The organism is Thalassospira sp. MBR-102 (genome assembly GCF_040549275.1).
Taxonomy (GTDB): domain Bacteria; phylum Pseudomonadota; class Alphaproteobacteria; order Rhodospirillales; family Thalassospiraceae; genus Thalassospira; species Thalassospira xiamenensis.
This window is the reverse complement of sequence record NZ_JBEPTC010000006.1, coordinates 124,792-150,271: the sequence shown is the minus strand read 5'-3', so window position 1 is coordinate 150,271 and position 25,480 is coordinate 124,792. Positions and strand designations below refer to the sequence as shown.

Sequence of the window (25,480 nt, the reverse complement as noted above, 5' to 3'; positions counted from 1 at the left end):
ATTAATGGGTCCGGACCAAGCAAAGAGGTCGGCCCATCCGACCCTGCTTCCCCGTGTTTCCCGATCCGCTCGGGACATTAAAAAAACGACGGCGGAGGGGATCAACCACCTCCGCCGCAGTTCGATATCAGCGGCGAATACCGAGGCGTTCGATAACGGTCTCGTAACGCGACTGGTCTTTGCGCTGCAGGTACTTCAGCAGACGACGGCGCTGGCCAACCATCATAAGAAGACCACGACGGCTATGGAAGTCGTGGTTATGTTCTTTCATGTGTTCGGTCAGGTTCTTGATCCGCTCGGTCAGGATTGCAACCTGGACTTCGGGGGAACCGGTGTCACCGTCTTTCTGAGCGTATTCTTTGATCAGCTCAGCTTTGCGTTCAGCAGTAATCGACATCAGGCATCCTTTCGCCTTTAGAGATTAAAAACACGTACAGGCCGGATTTCGCCGCCACTTATCTCCGCCAACGCAACCGCGCGGTCATGGAGCATGGCGCAGACGATATCGTCCTGCACGACGGGGGTTTCGAGGGCACTGCGTTTTGCCACCGGCAACAACCCGACAGGTTGCCCACTCGATAGCCGCTGCGCCTCGACTTCGGTCAGGGCCAGCGCCGGGATGTCGTCCAGCGCGGTCTCGACCGGAAGCAATTTCTCCAACACCGCATCCGGATCCATTTCAAGCAACTCCGCAAGCGGAATGGAACTCGTTTCAGGAAACGGCCCCGCCGACGTGCGGCGAAGGGCGGATATATGGCCGACAGAACCCAGGCGCAGCGCAATATCGCGCGCCAAAGACCGCATATATGCCCCTTTGCCCGAAACAACTTCGAGAACGGCATGATCGCGATCCGGCATATCGACCAGTCGAAGATCCTTGATCAGAATCGGACGCGGTTTAAGCACCACGTCTTCATCGCGACGGGCAAGATCATAGGCACGCTTGCCATTAACCTTGATCGCCGAAAACTTTGGCGGCACCTGCTGGATTTCGCCAATAAACTCACTCAGCACGGCCTTTATTTCGTCTGCATCCGGACGATGATCCGAGGTGGCCGTAACCTCGCCCTCTGCATCGTCGGTGCTGCGTGCTTCGCCGAATTTAAGCGTCACACGATAACTTTTGCTGCCATCCATGACATAGGCAACCGTTTTTGTCGCCTCGCCAAATGCAATAGGCAGGACACCACTCGCCAATGGGTCAAGTGTCCCGCCGTGACCGGCCTTTGCCGCATCAAGCAGACGACGCACCTGATTGACCACCGTCGAAGAGGTGATTTCCAAGGGCTTGTCGACTGCCAGCCAGCCATTGATGCTTCTACCGCGACGCCGACGCGCCATCAGTCGTCCTCATTCTCATGGTCGTCCGACCGGTCCGCCGCAAGATCCTGTGCGACATGCGGGTCACGCAGGAGGGCACCGATATGGTCGGCGACATCGAAACTTTTGTCTTCCACAAAACGCAACGCCGGTACGTATTTCATATGAACCGTACGCGCCACATGGGTACGCAAATGGCCCTTCTGCCGCGTTAGCGCCTTAAGCGAGGTTTCCGCCTCGCCCCCGCCAAGCGGCGTAAAGGATACCATGGCATTGCGCATATCCGGGCTCAAACTGACGCCGGTAATGGTTACCGGGCGCCGGGTCAGGTCCGGGTCATAAATATCTCCGCGCTCAAGTGCCTGCGACAGGGCTTGGCGGATTTCCTCCGCCACGCGCAACTGTCGCTGACTTGGTGCTTTGGCCGGTTGCTTCGCCATATCGTCAATCCACCGTCTTAAAGTTCGACGGCGATTTCCTCCTGCTCGAAGCACTCGATCATATCGCCGACCTGCAGGTCATTATACTTGGCGAATGACATGCCACATTCATAGCCCTCGCGGACTTCTTTTACTTCATCCTTGAAGCGACGCAGTGTCGACAGCTCGCCCGAATGGATCACGACGTTGTCGCGAAGCAGGCGAACGCCCGCACCACGCTTGACGGTACCCTCGGTAACCATACAACCGGCAATCTTGTTGCCCGAGATGGTAAAGATGTCGCGTATTTCTGCGTACCCCAGGAACTTCTCGCGAACTTCCGGCGACAGCATGCCCGACAGCATCTTTTTGATGTCGTCTGCAACATCATAGATGATCGAATAATAACGAATGTCGACATTGTCGCGACGGGACTGTTCACGGGCCTGCTGATTGGCACGCACGTTAAAGCCGATGATCAGCGCATTCGACGCACGCGCCAGCGTGACATCGGACTCGTTGATTCCGCCAACGCCGCTATGCAGGACGCGTACACTGACTTCCTCGTTACCCAGCTTCTGCAGGGTACCGATAAGCGCTTCGACAGAACCCTGCACGTCACCTTTGATAAGGATCGGCAGTTCCTTGACGTCGCCCGAGCTTGAGAACATGTTCTCAAGTGCCGATTTCTTCATCGCAGCAGCCTGCGTTTCACGGATGCGACGCTGACGATAGTCGGAAATCTCACGCGCTTTGGCTTCGTTTTCGACAACGACGAAGTCATCACCGGCAGACGGCACACCGTTCAGACCGGTTACTTCGACCGGCATGCCCGGAATGGCTTCTTCGATGCGAACGCCATGATCGTTGACCAACGCACGAACGCGGCCCCACTCGGCACCCGTAACAAAGATATCACCGTTTTTAAGCGTACCGCGCTGAACCAGAACCGTGGCAACCGGGCCGCGACCTTTTTCCATGCGGGCTTCAACGACAACACCGTCAGCAACACGTGCCGGGTTGGCTTTAAGGTCAAGAACCTCGGCCTGAAGCAGAATGGCTTCTTCCAGCTCGGTCAGGCCAAGGCCCTGTTTGGCGGAAACTTCAAGACACTGAACTTCACCGCCCATTTCCTCCACGACGACTTCGTGCTGAAGCAGTTCGGTTTTAACCTTCGACGGGTTTGCACCCGGTTTGTCGATCTTGTTGATCGCAATGATCATCGGCACACCGGCTGCTTTCGCATGGCTGATGGCTTCGATCGTCTGCGGCATGACCGAGTCGTCAGCAGCAACAACCAGAACGACGATGTCGGTAACCTTGGCACCGCGCGAACGCATTTCCGTGAAGGCAGCGTGGCCCGGGGTATCGATGAAGGTAATCTTCGATCCGGTTTCCATCGTCACCTGATAGGCACCGATATGCTGGGTGATGCCGCCAGCTTCGCCACTGACAACGTCCGTTTTTCGCAGGGCATCGAGCAACGAGGTTTTACCATGGTCAACGTGACCCATGACGGTCACAACCGGCGGACGACCGATCAGCTGATCTTCATTGTCAACGGCACTGACCAGCGCTTCTTCAACATCGGCATCCGAAACGCGTTTCATCTTATGGCCGAATTCCTCGACAACCAGCTGTGCGGTATCGGGATCAAGGCTTTGGTTAATGGTTGCCATAACGCCAAGGCCCATCAGGCACTTGATGACGTCGGCAGCACGTTCAGCCATACGGTTGGCAAGTTCCTGAACGGTAATAACGTCCGGAACGATAACATCACGCACGATTTTCTCTTTCGGCTTCTGCTGACCCTGCATACGGGCCTTTGCTTTTGCCTGCTGACGCTTGATCGAGGCCATCGAACGACGACGGCCACCTTCGTCGCCGGTCATCGCATTATTGATCGAAAGCTTACCACGACGGCGACCTTCGTCACCCTTCGTACGCGCGGCACGGCCAAGAGCTTCTTCTTCGGCGCGTTTGCGTGCGGCTGCGGTACGGGCTTCTTCCTCGTCCAGTTCCTTGCGGCTTTTCGGCTTGACGGTGGACGGATCGGCACGACGGCGTTCTTCTGGAACCAGCGGTTCTGCCGGTTCGCCAGGAATGATTTCTTCCTGTTTCTTGGCAACAGCAGCAGGCTTCGGTTTGGATTTGCCTTTGGTCGTCGATGCTTCAAGGGCTTTCTCGACTTCTTCTACAGAAACCGGGGCATCCTTTTCCAGCACAGGGGTTTCTGCCGCAGCAGCTTTTGCTGCTTCGTCCTCTTCCTGTTTACGACGTTCGGCTTCTTCTGCCTTGCGCTTGCTTTCCTCAGCGGCACGTAGGGCTGCTTCGGCTTCTTCCTGCTTGCGGCGCTCTTCGGCTGCTTTCAGGGCAGCCATGCGTGCTGCACGCTCGCTATCGGTAAGATTGCCGTGGTCTTCAACCGGTTCCGGTTTGGCAACCGGTTCGGGTTTTGCTGCCGGCGCCGGTGCGGCAGGTTGCTGCTGCTGTTCAGCAACCGCATCCTTCTTCACTTCACGGAAGCGGCCGGATTCGTTCTTTTCGAAAGTCCGCTTCTTGCGCACTTCGACAGTCACAGATTTGGACCGTCCATGCGAGAAGCTTTGCCGTACCTGCCCAGCCTCGACCGTCTTGCTCAGTTCAAGTTTCGATCTGTTGAGGCTCAGCGGTTTCTTCTCCTGATCGCGATCACTCATAATCCGTCCAACTTCCTCATTTCCTGCGGGACCGGCATCCTTTGCCTGTCCTGTCCTGTCCGTCCTGCGCAAGCCTGCCTTCAGACCGCGCGAAATCCTTCTAGCCGCCTAAGCGAGCGACTTAACTGTTTTGCCAGTCCACCTGGCGCAACAGCCACATGTACTGCTTTTTCGCGGCCAAAGGCCGCGCCAATCTCGGCAGCATCCAGAACGGTATAAATCGGCAGATCCCGGGCTTTCGCCTCGATCTTGGATTTTCCGTCCGCAGCACCATCTCGGGCTGCCAATATCATTGCCGCGCCCTCGTCAATCTGGGCCCGGACTTTTTCATAACCGGCAACCGCCTGACCGGCTCTGCGCGCAAGCGACAGCAGATCGAGGCTTTTCTGAAGCAAAAGCTTCTCGATCCGGTCTGCCAGCGCAGGATCAATCACGACTTTTTGCCGCGCCGCCTTGGCAAAGGCATTTTTTGCACAGGCGGTATTTATCACATCCCGCGACGGGCACAACCATAATCCCCGTCCAGGCAACCGTTCCTCAAGGTCGGGAACAACCGAATCATCCGGTCCGATCACAACCCTGAGAAGGTCTTCCTTAGGCCGGACTTCGCCGGTGACGATACACCGGCGTTCCGGAACCTCGGCTACCTTGCCGCCTTTACGGTGCGACATGGCGTCCTCCGATCAGCCCTCAGGCGTCTTCGCCTTCTTCGGCATCTTCGGAAACTTCTTCTTCAAGTCCTTCGAACCAGCCAAGCTGACGACGCGCGTCCATGATCAGGTCATTGGCCTGATCCATGGTCATGTTGTCCGCATCACCGACATATTCGATCAGCTCGTCGCTTGCGAGATCCGCGAAGTCCTCAAGGGTTTTGACATCGTTCTCGCCCAGGCGAACAACAACGGCCAGCGACAGTCCGCCAAATTCGACGAGGTCATCGGCAACCTTAAGCTCTTCACGACGCTTCTGAAGGCGTTCGGCTTCTTCGGCAAGGAAGTTACGAGCGCGCGTGCGCAGCTCTTCGGCGATTTCTTCTTCGAAACCTTCGATCTCTGCCAGTTCGGCCAACGGCACGTAACCGACTTCCTCGATCGAGGTAAAGCCTTCGGCGACCAGAAGATGGGCAATGACTTCATCAACATCAAGTGCCTTGATGAACATCTCCGCCCGTTTACGGGCTTCTTCCTGGCGACGTTCGCTTTCGTCTTCCTCGGTCAGGATATCAATATCCCATCCGGTCAGCTGGGACGCCAGACGCACATTCTGACCACGACGGCCAATGGCCAGGCTCAGTTGATCGTCGGGAACGACAACCTCGATACGATTGGTTTCTTCATCAAGAACAACCTTGGTGACCTCAGCCGGAGCCAATGCGTTCACAACGAAGGTTGCCGGGTCTTCCGACCACTGGATGATGTCGATTTTTTCGCCCTGAAGTTCGCCAACAACAGCCTGCACGCGCGAACCACGCATACCGACACATGCCCCGACCGGGTCGATCGAGTTATCCGACGACTGAACGGAAATCTTGGCGCGCGACCCCGGATCACGGGCAACCGATTTGATTTCGATAATACCATCGTAGATTTCCGGGACTTCCTGGGCAAACAGTTTTGCCATGAAAGTCGGATGGGTACGCGACAGGAAGATCTGCGGCCCACGCTGTTCGCGACGCACATCAAGGATCAGCGCACGAACGCGATCACCCTGACGGACAGTTTCACGCGGGATCAGTTCTTCGCGGCGCAGAATGGCTTCTGCACGGCCCATATCGACCAGAACATTACCAAACTCGACTCGTTTGACGACGCCGTTGATCACTTCACCGGCACGGTCTTTATATTCTTCGAACTGACGTTCACGTTCCGCATCACGAACCTTCTGCACGATAACCTGTTTTGCGGTCTGTGCAGCAATACGTCCGAAATCGATCGGCGGCAGCGGATCAATCAGGAATTCACCAAGCTGGATATTTTCGTTGCGAATACGCGCCTGTTCCAGCGACATCTGGGTGAAGTCGTTTTCGATATCATCCGTGACCTCGATGAAACGGGCCAGCTTGATTTCACCGGTTTTACGGTCGATATGGGCACGGATGTCATGCTCGTGGCCATATCTGGAACGGCCGGCCTTTTGGATGGCCTGTTCCATTGCGCCAAGAACTTCATCACGATCAATGCCCTTTTCACGGGCAACGGCATCTGCAACCTGCAAAAGTTCTGGCCGCGGCATTCCCGAAGTTGCTTCCATATCCAACCTCTATTCTGCGTTTTCGTCAGACCGGCCCTTGCCGGTGACATGCGCGATCAATTCATCCGTCAGCACCAATTTCGACTTTGCGATATCGGCCAACGGCAACAATTCACGTTCGCCATCGACAATCAGGGCGACCGCATCATCCTCAACTCCATCCAGCTTTCCGCTGAAACGGCGACGGCCATTCTGGGCCATCACCAGCTCGACCTTTGCCTCGAACCCGCGCCAGACATCAAAGTCCTTGGCACGGGTCAGCGGGCGGTCAATACCCGGTGAACTGACTTCAAGGTGATAAGCCCCGGAAATCGGATCCTCGACATCCATCAGGGCAGAGACGGTACGGCTGATTTCGGCGCAATCTTCAACATTGATGCTGCCGTTGCCATCCGCACGATCTGCCATGATCTGCAAGACATTGCTGTCCTTGCCCATCATGGACACACGTACCAGTTCGAAACCCAGCGCATTGATCGACGGCTCGATAATCTCCGTGATCCGCATCATCAGCGGGTCTTTCAACTGTTGTCCGATCAGCTCAGCCATATAGCGATGCCATACCCCAAAAAGCACAAAAGAGCGGGCGAAGGGCCCACTCTTTGTCAGAATTTACAAAAAGCTTGGCGGCTTTATACAGCCGACTTTGCCAGAAATCAAGTCACGATCCTGTCTCTGCAAGCCTTTCAACCAAGGGATTTGCGCCTATGCGGCAAGCTTGCGATCTTCGATCAAAAGGGTTCGGAAAAAGTCAAAGGCAGCAATAGCACCATCAATCACTTCCTGTTCTTGTTTAGCGCTTAAAGCCAAGCCATTGACCTGATCAACAAATTCGCGCCAATGCTTGCCGCGACCGTCTTCGTGCCCAGCCAGATGACGGGCACCAAACTCGGCATTCAGCCCGATATTTCCGGCTGCTTTCAGCAAAAATGCCGCCCCAAGCGACGAACCTTCACAAACATATAACCATCCCAGACGACCCATTCCGGTTTGGGGAACAGGAAATGGTTTGGTATTTTCAGGTAGGCTGCATTGCAGGTCTGCAAGATCTGCACAGACATGATTGAACCGACTGCGCATCGAAAGCCCGGGTATCAGGTCGTTCAGGTCACTGGCGTCATAAAGCGGTTTTACAGCGCGGTGAAACACATACTGCATCCCGACAAACCGGGCGTAGTTATCTCGGCTTTCAAACGGTGCCATTTCCATCACCATGTCATCGATGTGCTGATGGTCGCCGGTTGTTGCCTGTTTGAGGTTCTGAAGGCGGGTTTTTATCACACCGTCTGCTGTTATATCCAAAGCCATCCCGATTACCTTTCGTCCCTGTCCGCAAATGCCGCATGAATTCGCAGCCCTTCAAAGCAGAAACGATTCGGGGCGTTCGATATCCGAAACCGGTGAAAAATTATTCTTCGCGGAACGCGCGGGCAAACTGATCGGTAAGCGGTTTGGCAAGATAGCTAAGTGCGGTGCGATCCCCCGTTGCGATAAAGGTTTCAACCGGCATGCCGGGCATCAGACCTTGCCCATCAAGTTTTTCCATCTCGCCACCGGCAATTTTCACCCGGACATTATAGTAGGTTTCGCCTGTCAGTTCATCGCGTGACAGGTCCGCTGCCACAAAGGACACCGTCCCGGAAAGTTCCGGCGTTGTGCGCTGATTAAAGGCAGTAAAACGCAGCATCGCCTTTTGCCCTGGATGGACCTGGTCAATATCGCGCGGGTTGGTTCGGGCTTCGATCACCAGCTCATCCTGATCAGGCACAATCCCCATGATCCGGTCCCCGCCCGCAACCACGCCGCCAATCGTATGTACCGTCATCTGATAGACCGTCCCGTCATAGGGGGCACGGATGTCGACACGACGCAGTTGATCGCGCAACGCAACCTGCTTTTGCATCAATTCAGCCAATTGTTGATCAATGTCACCCAGTTCCGTCAGGACTTCGGTTTGGCGGTTCCGGTCAAGCTGCAGGATCGACATTTCTGTTTCCGAGATTTGCATGCCGGTCGCGGCAATCTGTGCCGTCAACTCCCCGTGTTTGCCCCTCAGACTGGCGCGTTCACGACGCAATGCCGCAACACGGGTAATCGGTACAAGCTGCTTTTTGTAAAGCATTTCAAGCCCGTCAAGTTCATCGCGAATATGGCGGCTTTCTTCTTCATTGGCAGCTTTCTGGGCCTCAAGCCCGATGATCGTCTCCGAAAGCTGCAACAGTTTTTGCTCAAGCTGGGCCTTTTCACCCTCCAGACTTTTACGCCTTGCTTCGAATAGTTTTGTCTCGGCCGCAACCAGCTCAACGATTGCCAGGTCCTGCATACGGGCCGCGAACAAATCGGGCACGGCAACGATTTTCGCTTCGTTCCGTTCAGCAACCAGACGCATTTTGCGCGCCCGCAAGGCATCGATCTGGCTATCGACAATGCCAAGGCTTGCGCGTGCCATCGTATCGTCCAGCCGGATCAGAAGATCACCGGCCTGCACCCGATCCCCGTCACGCACGTGGATTTCACCAATAATGCCTCCGTCAGGGTGCTGCACATCCTTGACATTGCTTTCGACCACCAGTTTGCCGGTGGCAACCACCGCCCCGGAAAGATTGGCCAACGCCATCCAGCTTCCCAGACCAGCAAACAATGCCAGCATCACGGATACGCCAAACAGGGTATGTCGACGCAAACTATGCATTGCAGGGCTGGCGAATGGAGTTTTTGACGACGTGTGCGACTTTTTTCGGCTCATGCGCTTTCTCCGACCTGACGCATGGTTTTGCGCAGAATGTCGTCACGCGCACCAAAGGCAATCTGGCGTCCATCCTTAATAACCATCGCCAGATTGACCGTTGCCAGTGCGCCGGGGCGATGGGCAATCATGACAACAATCGCCCCGCGTTGCCGGGCCAGACGGACCGCTTCGATCAGGGCCTGTTCCCCGGCACTGTCGAGACTGGAATTGGGTTCATCAAGGACAATCAGGAACGGATCACCAAACAGGGCACGCGCCAGCCCGATCCGTTGGCGTTGCCCACCCGACAAAATAAGCCCGCCACTTCCGATCGGCGTGTCATATCCCTTGGGCAGAGACAGGACCATGTCATGCACCCCGGCCAATTGCGCGGCCTTAACGATTGCCGCAGAGTCCACATCGCTACGTAGCCTCGCAATATTGCGGGCAACAGTATCGTCAAACAGATCGACGTCCTGCGGCAAATAACCGACATGCGCCCCCAGCCGATCCGGCTCCCAGTGATCAAGCTCCGCCCCATCCAGGCGGATGGTGCCATTATGGATCGCACCAATCCCGACCAGTGCGCGACCGAATGTCGATTTCCCCGATCCGCTTGGCCCAATAATGCCAAGCCCGTCGCCTGCTTTCAGGAGCACGTCGTTGATGCGCAGCAATACGCGCCCCGGTGCGGCCAGCTTTCCTTCCACCCGCTTTGCAGGGGCCCGAACGATCAGATTGGAAACATGCAGGCTTTGTTGCGGGGCAGGCAGTTCGAGGCGTTCAGACGTTTTTTGTGTGTCGGCAAAGCAGCGTTCAAGACGTTGTCGCGATTGACGGGCACCAACAAATCCGCGCCAGTTGCCAATCGCCTGTTCGACCGGGGACAATGCTCGTGCTGTCAGGATTGAGGCGGCAACCATCACACCCGGTGTGACTTCCTGCAGGATCGCCAGATACGCACCAAGTGCCAGAACGCCGGACTGCATCGCAAGGCGAATGACCTTGATATAGGCCGAGAAGGTCGAATTGACGTCACCGACACCGGTATTGTCGCGTAAATACCTGTCATTCAGACGTGCCCAATAGTCCGTGAAACTCGCCAGCATGCCCATCGCGCGAATGGCTTCGGCATTTCGACGCCCAGCTTCGACAAGATTTGCACGTGAAACGGCTTGGCGGTTCATCCGTTCAACCTGGCGACGGGTGGCAAGCTCGCTGATCAATGTCAAAATCACCAGAATGATACCGCCAATAAGGGCAAGAAAACCAAGCCAGGGATGAAAAGCAAAAACGATCCCCAGAAACAGCGGCATCCAAGGCATATCGCAAATCGCAATAGGACCCGCACCACCCAGAAACTGTCGGATTTGATCAAGATCGTTGAGCGGCCTTAAGGTTGCATTATCATTTCGCAGCGCCTGATCGAGGGTAGTTGCCAGTGCCATCGGCACAACTTGCTCATCCACCCGCCAGCCAATCCGCACCAGCATCCGCGCCCGAAGCGCATCGACAGTTCCCAGAAACATGTATAGCGCCAGCATCAGAACAACGAGCGCGACCAGCGTCGGCACACTGCGGCTCGCCAGAACCCGATCATAAACCTGCAGCATGAAAAGCGGCCCAGTCAGCATCAGGATATTTGACACGCCGCTTAACGCCGCGACCGACAGGAACGCTCCGCGCACGGATCGAATGGCGGCCGCCAACGGCGAGAATACGGACGATTTGGACAAATGTTGCGAATGGACCTGTTCGAACACGCTGTTTCCATTCCGGAAAAGAAAAAGATAGGATGAGGTGGGCACCGCTGTTCCGCGGTGCCCTGCAATCAAAGACCTTGTGCCCGTTCCGCCGCCTGCGGAGCGGGCCGTCTTCGTTAAACGAAGTCGCTTGCGTCAAGGTCGTTGAAGTCAACACCAGTCAGGGTGATGGTGCCGTTGGCATGGGTAATGAGCGCATTGCCAGCACCATCATCTCCAATCGTGACCGAGTTGTAATCGATATCGAGAAGATCGGTGCCATCGGTGAAGTCGGTAACGGTGTCATCACCGAACGATGCCGAAGTATCGAACTCGAAAGTGTCTGCCCCGCCATTGCCAGTCAGGACGTCGTCACCTGCAAAACCGCCGATCACATCCGCGCCGGAACTGCCGTTGATTTCGACACCTTCGGAGGCAAAAACAGACTGCAATTCTGAACTGTCACCACCAAAAAGCGCGGTCAGGACCATACCAGTCTTGCTGCTGCTGAGGTCAAGGCCAGAAATATCGACCGACGAGTCGCTAAGATTGTAGTCGCCGCTAGAATCCTGAACCAACGTTTCCCCGAATGAAAGCTGATCAAGATTTCCGACAATCTGATGGGTGCTGATGTCATAGGTGAAGTCATCTCCGCCACCGGTCGTTGCAAGGAAGCCATCGGTGTAGCTTGATGAACTGTCTTCATCGCTGAGATAGTATTGCGGACCGTCAAAGAGCCCACCATTCAGAAACTCGCCGTAGTTGAACAATCCCTTGGAAAAGTTGGCGTCGAAATCTTCCAACAGACCATGCAGATCAACACCGTTTCCGGAACCATCTGCGTTCAGATCAATTGTAATAGTCATTTAGACATCTCCTGGTTTGTTTCCGCCCCAACCATTGGAGCAACATGATGAGGATGACTATTATTATCATCATGAGTCAACAAAATAATGTTTAAAATCAAATACTTAGTTGAAAGAAAGACAAACCTATCCGGTCAGGTCGATGACCTGACCGGTGATTGGCATTTTTCCTTTTAAGCGGCCTAGAAGTTGCCGCTGAGACTGATGATCGCGGTACGTCCCGGTGCCGGAGCATACGTTCCCCCGCTTCCTTGAACATATCCCTCATCGAACAGGTTATTGACGGCGAACCGCAGTTTCACGGCATCGTTGATGTCATAGGAACTGTAAAAGTCGAATACGCGGTACTTGTAATATTCGCCACCAACGGTCGAGAGACTTACCGACCCGACCTGGGAACCATAGTTTTCTTCCGGATAAACGAATGTCGCCCGCATTCCCAAGACAAGATCCTGATCGAAAAGACGGAACCCGCCGTCAAGCGTGTATTTGCGTTTGGGCGGCGCATAAATGCCAAACAATCCGCCAACTGTACCGTAAGTAGCTGCGTTCTGCGCTGCAGTAGAATAGGTGGTATCAAGAATGAACTGATTATAATTCCCGATCAGATCAATGTCCGATGTCGTCAACGTACCGCCAAAATAGTACTCACCAGCATCATAGAAGGCCTCAAGCTCCGTACCGGTCATATAGACAGGGTCACTAAGGTTGACCATGCCCGCCCCAACCGATGGCCAGTTCACTGACGGCAGTGAGGGCAAAGGCACGAAACCAACAGTCGTATAATTATCGATTGTTGAACGGTAGTAGGACAGTTTGGCTCTGAATCCATCGCCCTGCTTTATGACGTTATCGAACATGAAGTTGACACCAACTTCCTTGGTTTCAACTTCCTCAGCCTTGAGATTGGCGTTCGAAAAATAGGTAACCGGCTGATCACCGATATGCATGCCCTTGAACATGGCTTCCATAACTGTCGGCGCCCGCAGGTTTTCGCGATAGTTGGCAAAGAATTGCAGACCGGGGAATGGCGTCACGCTTGCACCAAAAGACGGCGAAACCCGGTCCTCCGACAAATCAACGTCCAAAGGTACGTCATTGCCGCTTCCGCACTGCTGTGATGTAAAACCACCGGGTAACGCTTCACACCAATACGAGTCACCTGTCAATTCGTAACGGTCGTAGCGAAAACCACCACTGATTTGAAACACGTCGTTCCAGCCATACGTCGCCGTTACATGTCCACCATAAACATCACGCTCCCCGGATGGGGTTGTTCCTTCTGCCTGATAGGCAGAACCTGATCCTCCAAGGTCCTCGACCTCAGAGGTTGTCTTTGCCCTGTCGTGAAAGAACTCGGTACCATAGTCAAAGCTAACCTTGCTCAGGCCATCACCCACTGAATATAGCTCGAACTTGCTACTGTTGGCCAAATCAAGCCCTGTCGTATCAAGCGTATAGTCCGTGTCGTAGGGGTTCTGGCTAACTGATCCACTGGTGTTAAATCTGGTTGGCCTGTATTGGTTACTTTCTGTTCGGGTCCAATAAACGTGCGTATCCAGATCGACCAAATCAGTCGACGGATTCCAGTTGTGCTTGGCGGTCAGGGTATGGGTTTTGGTTTCGTTCAGATCCGGTCTTGTATTCGTGACGTCGTTGGTTTTGGTGTAATTGCTTTTTGAGCCAACATACCCAAGATTCAGTTCCTGATCATCTGTAAGATGGACATTGGCTTTCACCAAACCGGATGTCTGGCGAAGGAAAGTGTATTCAGGTCTGGAACTGTGTACATCGTGATAATTGCCGTTTCCGTCAGTAAACAGGGCTGGATTGCGTTTCCCCGGACTATAGTCACCAATGACCTTCCGGCTTACCGCGGCTGAGATGTCAAACCTTGGCGCAAGCCTAACACCTCCAGCAGCATCGCCCGCAAATTCGTAATCATTCGTGCCGTGGCTGACATTTACCTTGCCGCCCCATTTTTCGCCATCATCAAGAATGTCTTGTGTATTGAGGGTACGCATTGTGACGATACCTGCAGAAGACCCGGCACCACCATTCTGGTTGAGATTGGATTTCTCGATCTCCACTTCTGCCAACAAAGCAGGGTCCAGATACACACGAGAAGATGTGCCATGTGTCATCTGATTATAGTTCTGACGCGCGCCGTCGATATTGACGTTCACACGCCCCATTTCCTGCTGACCGCGAACGTTGACTGTCAAACCGGGGTCACGCGCGTCATTGGAAATATCCACACCGGCAACATTGTTGAAAATCTCGCGCGCTTCGCGTACGGGCGACTTTCGCATACTTTCCTGGGTAATTACCGCTACCGAGCCCGGCGTTTCATACACTTTGTCCGGTACCCCATTAGGACCAAGCGCCCTTTCAGTCGCCGTTACGGTGACCGGAACAGTTATGATTGAGGCGTTACCGGCATCTTCCCGTACAGGATCAATGATGGAAATGGTTGTCGGATTGACGGCATTCCAGATCAAACCGCTTTGCGACAACATGCGATCAAGGGCTGCGCCAGCCGTCATATTCCCCTGGACGGCAACGCTTTGTGTACCGTCGGGCAATGTCCCGTCCACGGCAACATCGATCCCCGATACACGCGAAAAATTGACCAATGCCATGGCAAGCGGTTGTGCGGATATATCAAATGAGAGCATATCATTTGACAAGGTCACGCCCTCTTCAGCGACCTGCGCAATTTCAGCCTTGTTAGCCTGTTGCAATATTTCTGCGCCCCGGGTTTGAGCCCCCACGGCAAGCGGCATCAAAGCAATCATGCCACTGCCAACGGCTGTCAGGGCAATTGTGCGAACACCCCCAATAGGTGTACTGGATTTACGAATTATTTTGTTGGTGTCGACAATGCGACCCACCCCGTTCGAGAGCATTCTTTTTGTCTCCTGAGTCACGAATGCATATATGAATGAGATTGCGTCTCATTCATTATTTCGTTACTCAGTTAGACGAGGCTGAAATTCAGATATCTGATATTCATTGCATTTTTTGATAATAATTTTTATTATCAAAATATTCTGACCGAACCGAAGGATCATATCGATTGGTGATTTTGGAGTTTGAGAGGGTCAGGCGGCGCGAATGACCGTCAGGTAATCTGTAAACCGATGCACATTGATCGACAGAACACGAGCCAGAACCGGCAGAACATCCTTTAACCGTTCAAGGTCGACCACAAGGGTTACCGGGCGGGATTTGAGTTCTTCGCCGATGATCATGATCTTGCCGTTCTGCCAGCGCTGCAAAACGCGAACGACTTCGCCGAGCGGCCTCCCCATAAAGACGAGCTGGCCGTTCCGCCAGGCCAGCTCTGCCGAAAGATCAACCTCGTAAGGCCGCCCGATTTGCACATCTCGATAGCGCACGGCATTTCCCGCAGCCACTTGGGTTTGCGCGCCGCCAACACGAACAATCAACGGATTTTGTTCGGCGATTACCGTGACACCCCCATCATAAGCAGCCACGTCGAGCCTTCCGCCCCACGACCAGCTTGCGCCATGGGCAGCAGCAACAAAAAAGGCGTTGCCTGTTGCCGAATGATTGAACCATGCTTCGCCGCTATGGAGTTCGACACCGTTTATCCCGTCACGCGCGACGTAGGACATAACGGTATCGCTCGCCAGTTCGGCCTCAACACCGCCGGGAAGGGAAAAACTATGCCGTTCGCCGGTTACAGTCCGGATATCGGCAAAAGGGTGACGCGGGGAGAATGCCCAACCCGCACTGATGACAAGCGCTGCCGCCGTTCCCGTCATAAAGGCACGTCGACCGACCTTATTGCCTGTTGAAAGATTAAGGCTAGTACTGCCACTCCAAAGCCTTTCTATCTCTCCAAAGGCCTCAAGATGCGCCGCATCAGCCTCGACCCAGCGGGCGAATGCCCGACGGTCTTCTTCGGTTTCACTGCCATCAAGCAACAGTGCAAACCAATAGATCGCCTGCTCCGAAACCGTATCGGGCAGATTTGCAAGGTGATTTTCACCTGTCATAGCCATGAATGCCGGGTTCCGTGCGTCATTGATCAGATGGTGTTTGGGCGTATCACACAAACACCCTCACTATTGGGACGAACCTGAAGCGCATATTTCTGATCTGACATTCAAATTTTTTCCGATTTATCCATTGCCTCTTTGACAAGTGTCAGGGCACGGACCATGCGGCTAAACGCGGTTTGTGTTGGAATGCCAAGTTGTTCACCGATTTCGACGTATGTTTTGCCTTCAAGCCGGGCAAGAATGAAAACAGTCCGAAGGTTTTTTGGCAAAGCATTCAGTGAAGCCTGTAGATGGCGCAATTCCTGCCGAGACCATGCGATCTGTTCGGGGGACGGAGCGTCATCGGCAACGAATTCAAATGCTTTATCGGGTTCCTGAACGAAGGTCAGTATTCGTTCCCGCCGGAAATGATCGATCACCAGATTTTGGGCCGTCCTAAAAAGATAGGACTGGGCAAATTGCGGATCGGGTAGCGATGGTGTGGTCACAACCCGAAGGAAGGTATCCTGCACGATGTCGTCGGCCATGTGCCACGACAACTTCCGCCGCTGCACAAAATGCAGCAACCGGGAGCGATAGGTTCGGAACAGTATGTTGACATCCCAGTGTGTCACGGTTCGGACCTTTGGAATTATGCGCAGAAATTGTTGTTACCGGCATTTGGCACAAGCGATTTTGCGACAATGTCATATCAGTGGAACAACATAAAATATCGCACATGACAATCATTCTCAATTAAAATTTCAACTTATTGAAATTGTGTCGTTATGTTGTTCACGCAAAAGAAAACCCGCACACAACGAAAAGCCTTTGGTGCGGGTCAGATAACAATAGAAAACCGTGCAGATCAGGAACGCTTTTTACGACGAAACCGCAAATAGTTGCACTTTTTGCCCTGACGGAGTGCTTTTTGTTCATAACGGGTTTTGACCCAATCAACGGGCGGATTGCGCCAGTCTTCGGGGCTTTCAGCAAGCCATTCGAAATCCGGATGATTGTGCAGATGTTGCAGTGTCCAGGAAATATACTGCATATCGTCGCTGGCCACCCGGAACTCGGCCCCATCTTTGAGAAGACGCGCCAGCAATGCAAGGTTTTTGGGGCCAATGAATCGACGTTCAGCATGACGCTTTTTCGGCCACGGATCCGGGAACAGCAGGAATGCCCGATCAAAGCAGGCATCAACCAGCTTATAAAGCAGTGGTCGGGAATCGTCCGCAATGACCCGAACATTGGTCAGTCCGCGCTCATCGATATGGCGCAACAGGCTGCCAACCCCGTCCATAAACGGTTCAGCCCCGATAATCCCCGTCTGCGGGTTGGCCTGAGCCTGGCCCGCCAGATGTTCCCCCCCGCCAAAGCCGATCTCGAGCCAAAGCTGTTCCGGTTTCTCCGCGAAATAGCCATTCGGATCGACATCAGCCTGATCGGGATAGGTAATCCCGATTTTCGGCAACAGTTCGTCGACCAGCGCCCGGCGCGAATCCTTAAGAGGACGGCTGCCACGACGGCCATAAAAATTTGGACGATCCGGAGTTGGTAGCGGGCGGTTGCTGTTGCGCATTGTCTTATCTGTCAGGACGGGTTCGAAAAAGGGGTCCAAAATCAAACGAGCGGCCCCGGAACTGTATCGGGGCCGCCCGCCTCATATCATGCCACACGATTTTGGCAATTCGCGCGTTGGCTTTTCAGCCAATCAGGCACCGAATGCCGACTTAAGATCACCCACCAGATCGGTACGTTCCCAAGAGAAGTGACCATCTTCCTGCGGCTGACGACCAAAATGACCGTACGCAGAAGTCGGGGTGTAAATCGGACGACACAGCGAAAGATGTTCGCGAATGCCACGTGGGCTGAGATCCATCAACTGACGCAGCACACTGCCCAGCTTGATTTCATCCACATTACCGGTGCCATGGTTATTCACATAAAGAGCCAGCGGCTTGGAAATACCGATCGCATAGGCAACCTGAATGGTGCAACGTTCAGCAAGACCAGCGGCAACAACGTTTTTCGCGAGATAACGAGCAGCATAAGCAGCCGAGCGGTCAACCTTGGTCGGATCTTTACCCGAGAATGCACCACCGCCATGCGGTGCAGCGCCACCATAGGTATCAACGATGATTTTACGACCGGTCAGACCGGCGTCGCCATCAGGGCCACCAATAACAAAACGACCCGTTGGGTTGATGTAAATCTCGTCTTCGGCTGGCATCCAGCCTTCCGGCAGAATGTTCTGGATATAGGGCATAACAAGCGAGCGCACATCGGCCTGATTAAGGCCATCTGCGTGCTGGGTCGAAACAACAACCGACGTCGCCCCAACCGGCTTGCCATCTACATAGCGCAAGGTAACCTGGCTTTTTGCATCCGGACCGAACTCGGCTGATTTTCCAGAATGGCGGTCTTCGGCCATTTTGCGCAGGATACGGTGCGAGAACTGGATCGGAGCCGGCATCAGCTCGTCCGTCTCGTTGCAAGCATAACCGAACATAATGCCCTGATCTCCCGCGCCGAGGTCTTTTTCACCAGCGGAGTCGACACCCTGAGCGATATCTGCAGACTGTTCGTGGACGTGGCACTCAATCTCAGCAGTCTTCCAGTGAAAACCTTCCTGCTCGTAGCCAATGGCGCGAATGGCTTCGCGTGCAGCTTCGACCATGACTTCCTTGGAAACGCTTTCAGGACCGCGAACTTCGCCAGCCAGAACCACACGATTGGTGGTTGCCAGAGTCTCAACGGCAACGCGCGAATCTTCATCGGCGGCCAGAAACGCATCAACGATGGAATCGGAAATGCGGTCACAGACCTTGTCCGGGTGACCCTCGGAAACCGACTCACTGGTAAAAAGATATTCGGAAAGAGACATTAAAACCTTCTCCGGTAAAAAAGGAGTTCCAAAACTGGACCGGAGGGCATCGGTACAAGTTTGCACCAATTGCGCCCACTTAGCCTTTTTTAACGTGGTGGCAAGCGGTCCAAATCCGTCCACGTATTCAATCGGGCTTATCACCCAAGCTGCGGTTTTGCCCCAATGACATTTTAGGGTCAAGAAAGATCGACGCATAAGCGTAACGCGCCTGACGCATTTCGGCCAGAAACTCGAAGGAAACAAAGAAAAAGCGCATCTGCAACTTTCTGGCAAATGCGCTTTTTGAAATCATAATTTCGGGTGTCTTCTATTTCGCATTTTCGTTATCGGCAACAAGAATGCCCATCGATTTAACCAGCTCGAAAACACGCTTGCGCTGGGTCGGATCGGTGATCCGATAATATGCACGTACCAGTTCAAGGGTTTCACGGCGGTTCATCGGATCATTATCGAACGGATCCGGGCTTTCCGACATTTCGCGACGCTCATGCACGGATTTCGTCGAAATCTCGTCAGGCATATCATCAAAGAAGAATGAAACCGGTACTTCCAGAACGCGCGACAAATCATAAAGGCGCGAAGCCCCGACACGGTTTGCACCGCGTTCGTATTTCTGGACCTGCTGGAATGTCAGCCCAATGGCCTCACCCAGTTTTTCCTGGCTCATACCAAGAAGGGTTCTGCGCAACCGAACACGTGCACCGACATGAATGTCGACGGGGTTAGGCTTGCCATTTGCGGTCCGGCCCCGACCTCTACCACGAGTATTCTTGACCATCGTGTTTTCATCCTTAGGCGACATTTTGTGTTGTCCTTCTCTCACTCCGACCTACCCGCTCTTATTTTTGGTGGGACAATCAGGGAGCGGTTCGGTGCTTCACACAGCCGCTTTAAGGGATTTGAATGACCTACTATATCCCAAAACGAGAACGGCTAGAAAGGTTACAATACCGTAAAATAGAATATCGCGCCACAAATAATATACTGTGGTATGGTTATACACCCCCGAAAGGGGGTGAACCATGATCTCCTCTGTTCTTAAGGGGAGTTTTGCCAGTTCCCGACCATAGGCGTCATACATTCCCGATACGCCTGTATAGGCCGCGCGCACCAGCGGTCGGCCTTCTTCGATGCTGCGGAACCGTGCTGCTGCCAGATGCTGATACGGACCAGCACTTTTGCCAAACCACCCGTCATTGGTAACATTGAGCAGCCAGTCAGGCTGATTTGCATCGTCAATAACAGCGCCCGGGAAAATGACCTCGTAGCATATCAACGGCGAGAAGCTTGGCATCCCGGCCACTTCAAGGGTCTGTGGCCCTTCACCAAATGAAAAATCTGTGCGGCCAGCAGTCAGCTTAGGGATCGGAATCCATTCTCTGAGAGGTACATATTCGCCAAATGGCACAAGATGAAACTTGTCAAAACTCGCAACAATTTCCCCGTTGCTGTCAAGAACCTGAACGGCGTTCCAAACCTTGAATTCATTCGTATCCCGCGGATAGGTCCTAGGTGCCCCGGTAATCAGGATATCATCAGGTCCAAGAACCGATGCCATTTGCAACCTACGAACAGGTTGGGCTTCCACAAAGAATGTTGCAGCCGTTTCTGGCCAAATCACGATACGTTTTAGATCTGGCGCCATATCAACCGGGCGACGCGACAATCTCAGCAATTTTGCGAAATGCTGATCCTGAAGTTCGGGAATCCACTTTTCACGTTGAGGAATATTGGGTTGAACAACCTGAATGACGGGCAGATCATCAGAAACCGTTGCGTCGGCTGTCGCGGGACCAACCAGCGACAAACGAATGGCACCACCGCCCCACAGCAGAACTGCAATCATAATGCCAGCAATGGCACTTATTCTGCCCACGCGCCCGGCAATAAACGTTGCCGGCAGGGTCGCAAACAAAGCCGTGAACACGGATAGACCGTAAACACCGACAATCGAGGCAAACTGCATTGGTGCTGGATCAAAAGCCCAGACATGCGCCAGCAAATTCCAAGGAAATCCGGTCAATACATGGCCCCGCAGGAATTCCGCCACAGCCCAAAGAGTTGCCAGCATTATGGCACGACCAATGATTTGCCGCGTCAACCGCCAGCTTGCCCAAACGGCGACCATCGGGAAAATTGCCAGCCCGCCGCCTAGCCCCAAAAGAGCAAATGGAATCATCCATCCATAGATTTCCGGCTGAACCAGAAACGCATGACTGATCCAATAGAACCCAGCGGCAAAATGCCCGGTACCAAACCACCAACCGGCGGACAGCGCCCCCTTGTTGCACTTAACCCCCTCAAGCGACCAGAGCAGTATGGCAAAAGCCACTGGCAAGGCCGGCAAAAAGAAGAAAGGCGGTAACGCCAAAACCGCAACCGCCCCAGACACCAACCACAGGAAGCGCCTGCGCCAACCCGAAAGGTTGGCGAGGCGCGCCGCCAGTCTGTCAATCATTCGATGATCCCTGTTTGGAACTTTCGTCACTAATCTCGGCCGGTTCGGTCCGGACCAGATGAATACGCAAACGCCGAATTCGGCGCGGGTCGGCATCAAGGACTTCGAACTGGATACCGGACGGATGTTCGATCAGTTCCCCGCGCGCAGGCACACGCCCCGCAAGCGAGAAGACCAGCCCGCCCAATGTATCGATATCTTCGTCCTCGTCTTCATCCAACAGGCCGAATCCCAGCTTTTCCTCAAGGTCTTCGACCTCGTAGCGGGCATCGGCGATATAACAGCCATCGGAAAGCCGGATCAGTTTCGGTGTCTGATCAATGTCATGTTCGTCATCAATCTCGCCAACGATTTCCTCGACCAGATCCTCGATAGTGATCAGCCCGTCAATGCCGCCAAACTCGTCGACGACCAATGCCATATGCGTTCGCGACAAACGCATTTCGGACAGAAGATCAAGCACCCGAATGGCGGGCGATACGAACAACACCCGACGCAAAAGGGATTGCAGCTTGAATTCCTTGCCGGCAGCAACACAGCCCAGCACATCCTTGATATGAACCATACCGGCAATTTCATCGAGGGACTCGCCATAAACCGGTAGGCGTGAATGAGCTTTTTTCACCATCACGTCAACAAGCTCGTCAAGCGTGATGCTTTTTTCGACCGCAACGATATCGGCCCGCGGGATCATCACATCCTCGGCCGTCATATCGCGGAGTGCGATGATATTTTCAAAAAGTGACCGTTCGTGAAGCGAGACGGGCTCGTCATCCTCTTCACTGCGCTCGGCAAGTTCTTCAAGTGTGTCGGAAAGCGATGCCTCGCCATTCCTTGGCTTGCCGCGCTTAAGGCCTAATGCCGATGCGACATTTCCCCACAAGGATCCGTTATCGGAATCCTGACCATTCTCCCCGCCCTGGCGAGGGCTCGTACTCTCGTGGTCGTCGTCGCGCTGACTATTCTCGTTCATTGTCCTGTTTCGATATCTTGATCTTCAATCGGTTCATAGGGATCATCGATCCCCAGTGCGGCAAGAATTTGCCGTTCAAGTTCTTCCATCTCTTCGGCTTCATCATCAACCATATGATCATAGCCGACAAGATGCAGCGTGCCATGTACAGTCAGATGAACAAGATGATTTATCAGTGTCTTATTCTGTTCCGAGGCTTCACGTTCGCATGTTTCACGTGCAATGACGATATCACCCAGCATCAGGGGCATATCGGATGACATCATGAAAGCTGCTGTATCATCCGCACTTTCGAGGGCTGCGAACGATAAAACGTTGGTCGGACTATCCTTGCCGCGATAATCACGGTTCAATATCCGGACAGACGCATCATCGGATAACCGAACACCGACCTCAACCACCGGCGCAATACTTAAAAGCGATGCACCATCTCCTTGGTCGGGTGTGCCATCGGCTGGAGCCGCATCTTCTTCCCAAAGCGCACCGTCACGCACAGCGCCATCAAGGGCGGCACGCACAGCATTTTCAATCGCATCAATGTCGGCCTTGGTCCAATTGCCCGCTTCAACATCAAGGTCCAGATCAAGCGGTGCTGTCATCGCCCTGATCCTCGTCCTTGATTCCGCGATAGCCTTTTTTCAGTCTGTCCCGCAATGCATCTGCCGCGTCATAAGCCTGAACAATCTTGGTGACAAGCGCATGGCGAACAACGTCGCGCTGATCAAACTTGATCGTCGCGACACCTTTGACATCCGCGATGGTTTCAAGCGCATCCCGCAGACCCGATTTGGTGCCATCGGGCAAATCGACCTGAGTCAGGTCACCCGTCACCACCATCCGCGATCCTTCGCCGAGACGGGTCAGGAACATTTTCATCTGCATGGCTGTCGTGTTCTGTGCTTCGTCCAGAATGACAAAGGCATGTGCCAAAGTACGGCCACGCATAAAGGCAAGCGGGGCAACTTCGATCTCACCACTTTCCATTCGCTTGATCACGACGTCGCCAGGCAAGGTGTCATGCAGCGCATCATAAAGCGGACGCAGATACGGATCGACCTTGTCCTTCAGATCACCCGGCAGGAAACCAAGCCGTTCGCCGGCCTCGACCGCAGGACGTGACAGGACGATACGATCAACCTGTCCCTGAATAAGCGATTGAACCGCCATGGCGACCGCCAGATAGGTCTTGCCGGTTCCGGCCGGACCAATGCCAAAGACCAGCTCGTGATCAAGCATTGCCTCTACATAATCCTTCTGGCGTTTGGATCTCGGCGAAATCCGCCGTTTTTTGGTCTGGATGGTCAGACGCGACCCGCCAAACATATCTTTGGTCTGCCCGGTCCAGGGGTCAGCTTCGTCGGGTTCGGACAAACGGATGGCACCATCAACCGTTTCGACATCGACATGATCTATTTCCTTGTCGCGCAAGCGCGCATAAAGCTGACCAAGAACCTTTTTGGCCTGGGCTACTTTGGGACCTTGCCCGGCTAGGGTCACAACCGATCCACGACTGGAAACCTGAACGCCGGTACCTTCGGAAAGGCGGGTCAGGTTTTCGGCCTGCGGCCCATATAAAAGCTGGGCAAGTGCATTATCTGCAAATTCGATCTGGTCGGTGTCTTTGGTCGAAGACTTGGCTTTTGCCGTGTTTTTTGCCTTGGCTGAAGTGGCAGTCACGCAATTTTCCTTTCAGAATCCCGGTTTTGAACCGGGGCATCGACCAGTTCACCGCCAAGGGAATTAGGCAGTGCTTCGGTGATTTTCAACCTTACGATCTGTCCCAATGCGGATTCTGGTAAACCGCTGACGTGAACCGGCTGCATATAAGGGCTTTTTCCGACAAGCTGTCCTTCAAGTTTGCCGTGGCGTTCCAGCAGGACATCCATTTCCCGACCAAGACAGTTTCGGTTGAATTCAAGCTGCTGCTCGGCGAGAAGCGCCTGAAGACGCATGATCCGTTCGGTCTTTACCGGCTCGGGAACCTGCAGTTCCATGGCCGATGCCGGAGTGCCGGGGCGCGGGCTGTATTTAAAGCTGAACGCCTGAATGAAGGTGATATCGCGCACCATTTGCATCGTGTCTTCGAAATCCTTGTCGGATTCGCCGGGGAAACCCACGATAAAATCAGACGACAGCGCAAGATCAGGGCAGGCATCTTTGAGTTTTGTAACGATTTCGCGATAAGATGCGCCATCATGCTTGCGGTTCATCGCCTGCAACACACGATCCGACCCTGCCTGAATGGGAAGATGCAAAAACGGCATCAGTTTGGGAAGGTCACGATGGGCTGCAATCAGGTCATCATCAACATCGCGCGGGTGCGAGGTTGTGTAACGAATGCGATCAAGTCCATCAATCTCGGACAATTCGCGCAACAGACGACCAAGCGTCCATTCGCCGCCATTCTGGCCGTCCCCGTGATACGCATTGACGTTCTGACCCAACAAAGTGATTTCACGGGTGCCCTTTTCAACGAGCTGGCGGGCTTCATTGATGATATCCATGCCCGGTCGGGAATATTCGGCACCGCGGGTATAAGGCACAACACAGAAGGTACAGAATTTATCGCAACCTTCCTGAATCGCCAGAAAGGCCGAATAACCCCGTCTTGAAACCTGTTGGGGTAGGTGGTCAAACTTTTCCTCGGCCGGGAAATCGGTATCAATGATGCGATCACGCCCGACTGCGCGATTGGCGCGCGCTACCATTTCCGGCAAACGATGATAGGTCTGCGGCCCGAACACCATATCGACCATCGGTTCGCGACGCATCAATTCCGCACCTTCGGCCTGCGCAACACAACCGGCAACAGCGACAATCATCTTGTCCGTGCCATTGGCTTCCTTGGCTTTTTTGTGTTTACGAATACGGCCAAGATCAGAAAAGACCTTCTCAGCAGCCTTTTCGCGGATGTGGCAAGTATTGAGGATAACCATATCGGCACCTGCGGCATCGTCGACCGGCTGGTAACCCAGCGGCGCCAATACGTCCTGCATGCGCTGGCTGTCATAAACATTCATCTGACAGCCATAGGTTTTTACAAAAAGCTTTTTCGTCACACTCACTTCTGGATCCGTTTTCTGCTTTCTCGAATACGCCGAAAAGCGGTGTGAAAGCTCACA

22 protein-coding genes are annotated in these 25,480 nt (G+C 53.9%); all 22 read right to left on the bottom strand.

Going from position 1 to position 25,480, the window contains the following annotated elements:
• Positions 1-127: 127 nt before the first annotated feature.
• On the bottom strand, positions 128-397 hold the full coding sequence (gene rpsO / locus ABIE64_RS12520) for a 30S ribosomal protein S15 (RefSeq protein ID WP_007088414.1): 270 nt from the start codon (positions 395-397) through the stop codon (positions 128-130).
• Positions 398-414: 17 nt separating this feature from the next.
• Positions 415-1,341 carry a tRNA pseudouridine(55) synthase TruB gene (gene truB, locus ABIE64_RS12515; RefSeq protein WP_354377600.1) on the bottom strand — a complete coding sequence of 309 codons (927 nt, stop codon included), beginning with the start codon at positions 1,339-1,341 and terminating at the stop codon, positions 415-417.
• Positions 1,341-1,760: a 30S ribosome-binding factor RbfA gene (rbfA, locus tag ABIE64_RS12510; RefSeq protein WP_007088416.1), complete on the bottom strand. Its 420-nt coding sequence runs from the start codon at positions 1,758-1,760 to the stop codon at positions 1,341-1,343. Before rbfA ends, truB begins: the two co-directional genes overlap by 1 nt.
• A 17-nt stretch (positions 1,761-1,777) precedes the next feature.
• Entirely contained in the window at positions 1,778-4,438 is a 2,661-nt protein-coding gene (gene infB, locus ABIE64_RS12505) for a translation initiation factor IF-2 (RefSeq protein WP_354377599.1), read from the bottom strand.
• Positions 4,439-4,518: 80 nt separating this feature from the next.
• The gene (locus tag ABIE64_RS12500; RefSeq protein WP_007088418.1) at positions 4,519-5,109 is read right to left on the bottom strand and encodes an RNA-binding protein; all 591 of its coding nucleotides are present in this window, start codon (positions 5,107-5,109) and stop codon (positions 4,519-4,521) included.
• Between the two features lie 19 nt (positions 5,110-5,128).
• A complete protein-coding gene (gene nusA, locus ABIE64_RS12495) occupies positions 5,129-6,688 on the bottom strand; it encodes a transcription termination factor NusA (protein ID WP_037989105.1) in 1,560 nt (519 codons plus the stop codon).
• 9 nt (positions 6,689-6,697) lie between these two features.
• Entirely contained in the window at positions 6,698-7,237 is a 540-nt protein-coding gene (gene rimP / locus ABIE64_RS12490; RefSeq protein ID WP_082822658.1) for a ribosome maturation factor RimP, read from the bottom strand.
• Positions 7,238-7,393: 156 nt separating this feature from the next.
• Entirely contained in the window at positions 7,394-7,996 is a 603-nt protein-coding gene (locus tag ABIE64_RS12485; RefSeq protein WP_354377598.1) for a biliverdin-producing heme oxygenase, read from the bottom strand.
• 100 nt (positions 7,997-8,096) lie between these two features.
• A complete protein-coding gene (locus ABIE64_RS12480; protein WP_037989103.1) occupies positions 8,097-9,434 on the bottom strand; it encodes an HlyD family type I secretion periplasmic adaptor subunit in 1,338 nt (445 codons plus the stop codon).
• On the bottom strand, positions 9,431-11,179 hold the full coding sequence (locus ABIE64_RS12475) for a type I secretion system permease/ATPase (protein ID WP_354377597.1): 1,749 nt from the start codon (positions 11,177-11,179) through the stop codon (positions 9,431-9,433). The genes ABIE64_RS12480 and ABIE64_RS12475 overlap by 4 nt, the downstream gene beginning before the upstream one ends.
• A 116-nt stretch (positions 11,180-11,295) precedes the next feature.
• The gene (locus tag ABIE64_RS12470) at positions 11,296-12,024 is read right to left on the bottom strand and encodes a heme acquisition protein HasA (RefSeq protein WP_063092204.1); all 729 of its coding nucleotides are present in this window, start codon (positions 12,022-12,024) and stop codon (positions 11,296-11,298) included.
• A 182-nt stretch (positions 12,025-12,206) separates the two neighbouring features.
• On the bottom strand, positions 12,207-14,933 hold the full coding sequence (locus ABIE64_RS12465) for a TonB-dependent receptor (protein WP_063092205.1): 2,727 nt from the start codon (positions 14,931-14,933) through the stop codon (positions 12,207-12,209).
• 195 nt (positions 14,934-15,128) lie between these two features.
• On the bottom strand, positions 15,129-16,055 hold the full coding sequence (locus ABIE64_RS12460) for a FecR family protein (protein WP_063092206.1): 927 nt from the start codon (positions 16,053-16,055) through the stop codon (positions 15,129-15,131).
• A gap of 104 nt (positions 16,056-16,159) precedes the next feature.
• A complete protein-coding gene (locus ABIE64_RS12455) occupies positions 16,160-16,669 on the bottom strand; it encodes an RNA polymerase sigma factor (protein WP_065701880.1) in 510 nt (169 codons plus the stop codon).
• Between the two features lie 233 nt (positions 16,670-16,902).
• Positions 16,903-17,619: a tRNA (guanosine(46)-N7)-methyltransferase TrmB gene (trmB, locus tag ABIE64_RS12450; protein ID WP_063092351.1), complete on the bottom strand. Its 717-nt coding sequence runs from the start codon at positions 17,617-17,619 to the stop codon at positions 16,903-16,905.
• Between the two features lie 132 nt (positions 17,620-17,751).
• Complete coding sequence (metK, locus tag ABIE64_RS12445) at positions 17,752-18,924, bottom strand: methionine adenosyltransferase (RefSeq protein ID WP_063092207.1); 1,173 nt, start codon at positions 18,922-18,924, stop codon at positions 17,752-17,754.
• A 310-nt stretch (positions 18,925-19,234) separates the two neighbouring features.
• Positions 19,235-19,705 carry a helix-turn-helix domain-containing protein gene (locus ABIE64_RS12440; RefSeq protein ID WP_037989098.1) on the bottom strand — a complete coding sequence of 157 codons (471 nt, stop codon included), beginning with the start codon at positions 19,703-19,705 and terminating at the stop codon, positions 19,235-19,237.
• Positions 19,706-19,804: 99 nt separating this feature from the next.
• The gene (lnt, locus tag ABIE64_RS12435; RefSeq protein WP_354377596.1) at positions 19,805-21,385 is read right to left on the bottom strand and encodes an apolipoprotein N-acyltransferase; all 1,581 of its coding nucleotides are present in this window, start codon (positions 21,383-21,385) and stop codon (positions 19,805-19,807) included.
• Positions 21,378-22,358, bottom strand: a complete 981-nt coding sequence (locus ABIE64_RS12430; RefSeq protein WP_082242524.1) for a hemolysin family protein — start codon at positions 22,356-22,358, stop codon at positions 21,378-21,380. The genes lnt and ABIE64_RS12430 overlap by 8 nt, the downstream gene beginning before the upstream one ends.
• Positions 22,355-22,957 carry an rRNA maturation RNase YbeY gene (gene ybeY, locus ABIE64_RS12425; protein ID WP_341365258.1) on the bottom strand — a complete coding sequence of 201 codons (603 nt, stop codon included), beginning with the start codon at positions 22,955-22,957 and terminating at the stop codon, positions 22,355-22,357. Before ybeY ends, ABIE64_RS12430 begins: the two co-directional genes overlap by 4 nt.
• On the bottom strand, positions 22,941-24,035 hold the full coding sequence (locus ABIE64_RS12420; protein ID WP_063092210.1) for a PhoH family protein: 1,095 nt from the start codon (positions 24,033-24,035) through the stop codon (positions 22,941-22,943). The genes ybeY and ABIE64_RS12420 overlap by 17 nt, the downstream gene beginning before the upstream one ends.
• Positions 24,032-25,417 (bottom strand): tRNA (N6-isopentenyl adenosine(37)-C2)-methylthiotransferase MiaB, encoded by a 1,386-nt coding sequence (gene miaB, locus ABIE64_RS12415; protein WP_354377623.1) that lies wholly within the window; start codon positions 25,415-25,417, stop codon positions 24,032-24,034. Before miaB ends, ABIE64_RS12420 begins: the two co-directional genes overlap by 4 nt.
• Positions 25,418-25,480: the final 63 nt, after the last annotated feature.

Bases quoted from the DNA above. Each gene is read 5' to 3' on its own strand.
- ABIE64_RS12485 (WP_354377598.1), bottom strand. From the start codon at position 7,996: ATGGCTTTGGATATAACAGCAGACGGTGTGATAAAAACCCGCCTTCAG.
- ABIE64_RS12500 (WP_007088418.1), bottom strand. From the start codon at position 5,109: ATGTCGCACCGTAAAGGCGGCAAGGTAGCCGAGGTTCCGGAACGCCGG.
- infB (WP_354377599.1), bottom strand. From the start codon at position 4,438: ATGAGTGATCGCGATCAGGAGAAGAAACCGCTGAGCCTCAACAGATCG.
- ABIE64_RS12440 (WP_037989098.1), bottom strand. From the start codon at position 19,705: ATGGTCAAGAATACTCGTGGTAGAGGTCGGGGCCGGACCGCAAATGGC.
- nusA (WP_037989105.1), bottom strand. From the start codon at position 6,688: ATGGAAGCAACTTCGGGAATGCCGCGGCCAGAACTTTTGCAGGTTGCA.
- trmB (WP_063092351.1), bottom strand. From the start codon at position 17,619: ATGCGCAACAGCAACCGCCCGCTACCAACTCCGGATCGTCCAAATTTT.
- lnt (WP_354377596.1), bottom strand. From the start codon at position 21,385: ATGATTGACAGACTGGCGGCGCGCCTCGCCAACCTTTCGGGTTGGCGC.
- ybeY (WP_341365258.1), bottom strand. From the start codon at position 22,957: ATGACAGCACCGCTTGATCTGGACCTTGATGTTGAAGCGGGCAATTGG.
- ABIE64_RS12480 (WP_037989103.1), bottom strand. From the start codon at position 9,434: ATGAGCCGAAAAAAGTCGCACACGTCGTCAAAAACTCCATTCGCCAGC.
- ABIE64_RS12430 (WP_082242524.1), bottom strand. From the start codon at position 22,358: ATGAACGAGAATAGTCAGCGCGACGACGACCACGAGAGTACGAGCCCT.
- rimP (WP_082822658.1), bottom strand. From the start codon at position 7,237: ATGGCTGAGCTGATCGGACAACAGTTGAAAGACCCGCTGATGATGCGG.
- ABIE64_RS12460 (WP_063092206.1), bottom strand. From the start codon at position 16,055: ATGGCTATGACAGGTGAAAATCACCTTGCAAATCTGCCCGATACGGTT.
- ABIE64_RS12465 (WP_063092205.1), bottom strand. From the start codon at position 14,933: ATGCTCTCGAACGGGGTGGGTCGCATTGTCGACACCAACAAAATAATT.
- rbfA (WP_007088416.1), bottom strand. From the start codon at position 1,760: ATGGCGAAGCAACCGGCCAAAGCACCAAGTCAGCGACAGTTGCGCGTG.
- rpsO (WP_007088414.1), bottom strand. From the start codon at position 397: ATGTCGATTACTGCTGAACGCAAAGCTGAGCTGATCAAAGAATACGCT.
- truB (WP_354377600.1), bottom strand. From the start codon at position 1,341: ATGGCGCGTCGGCGTCGCGGTAGAAGCATCAATGGCTGGCTGGCAGTC.
- metK (WP_063092207.1), bottom strand. From the start codon at position 18,924: ATGTCTCTTTCCGAATATCTTTTTACCAGTGAGTCGGTTTCCGAGGGT.
- ABIE64_RS12470 (WP_063092204.1), bottom strand. From the start codon at position 12,024: ATGACTATTACAATTGATCTGAACGCAGATGGTTCCGGAAACGGTGTT.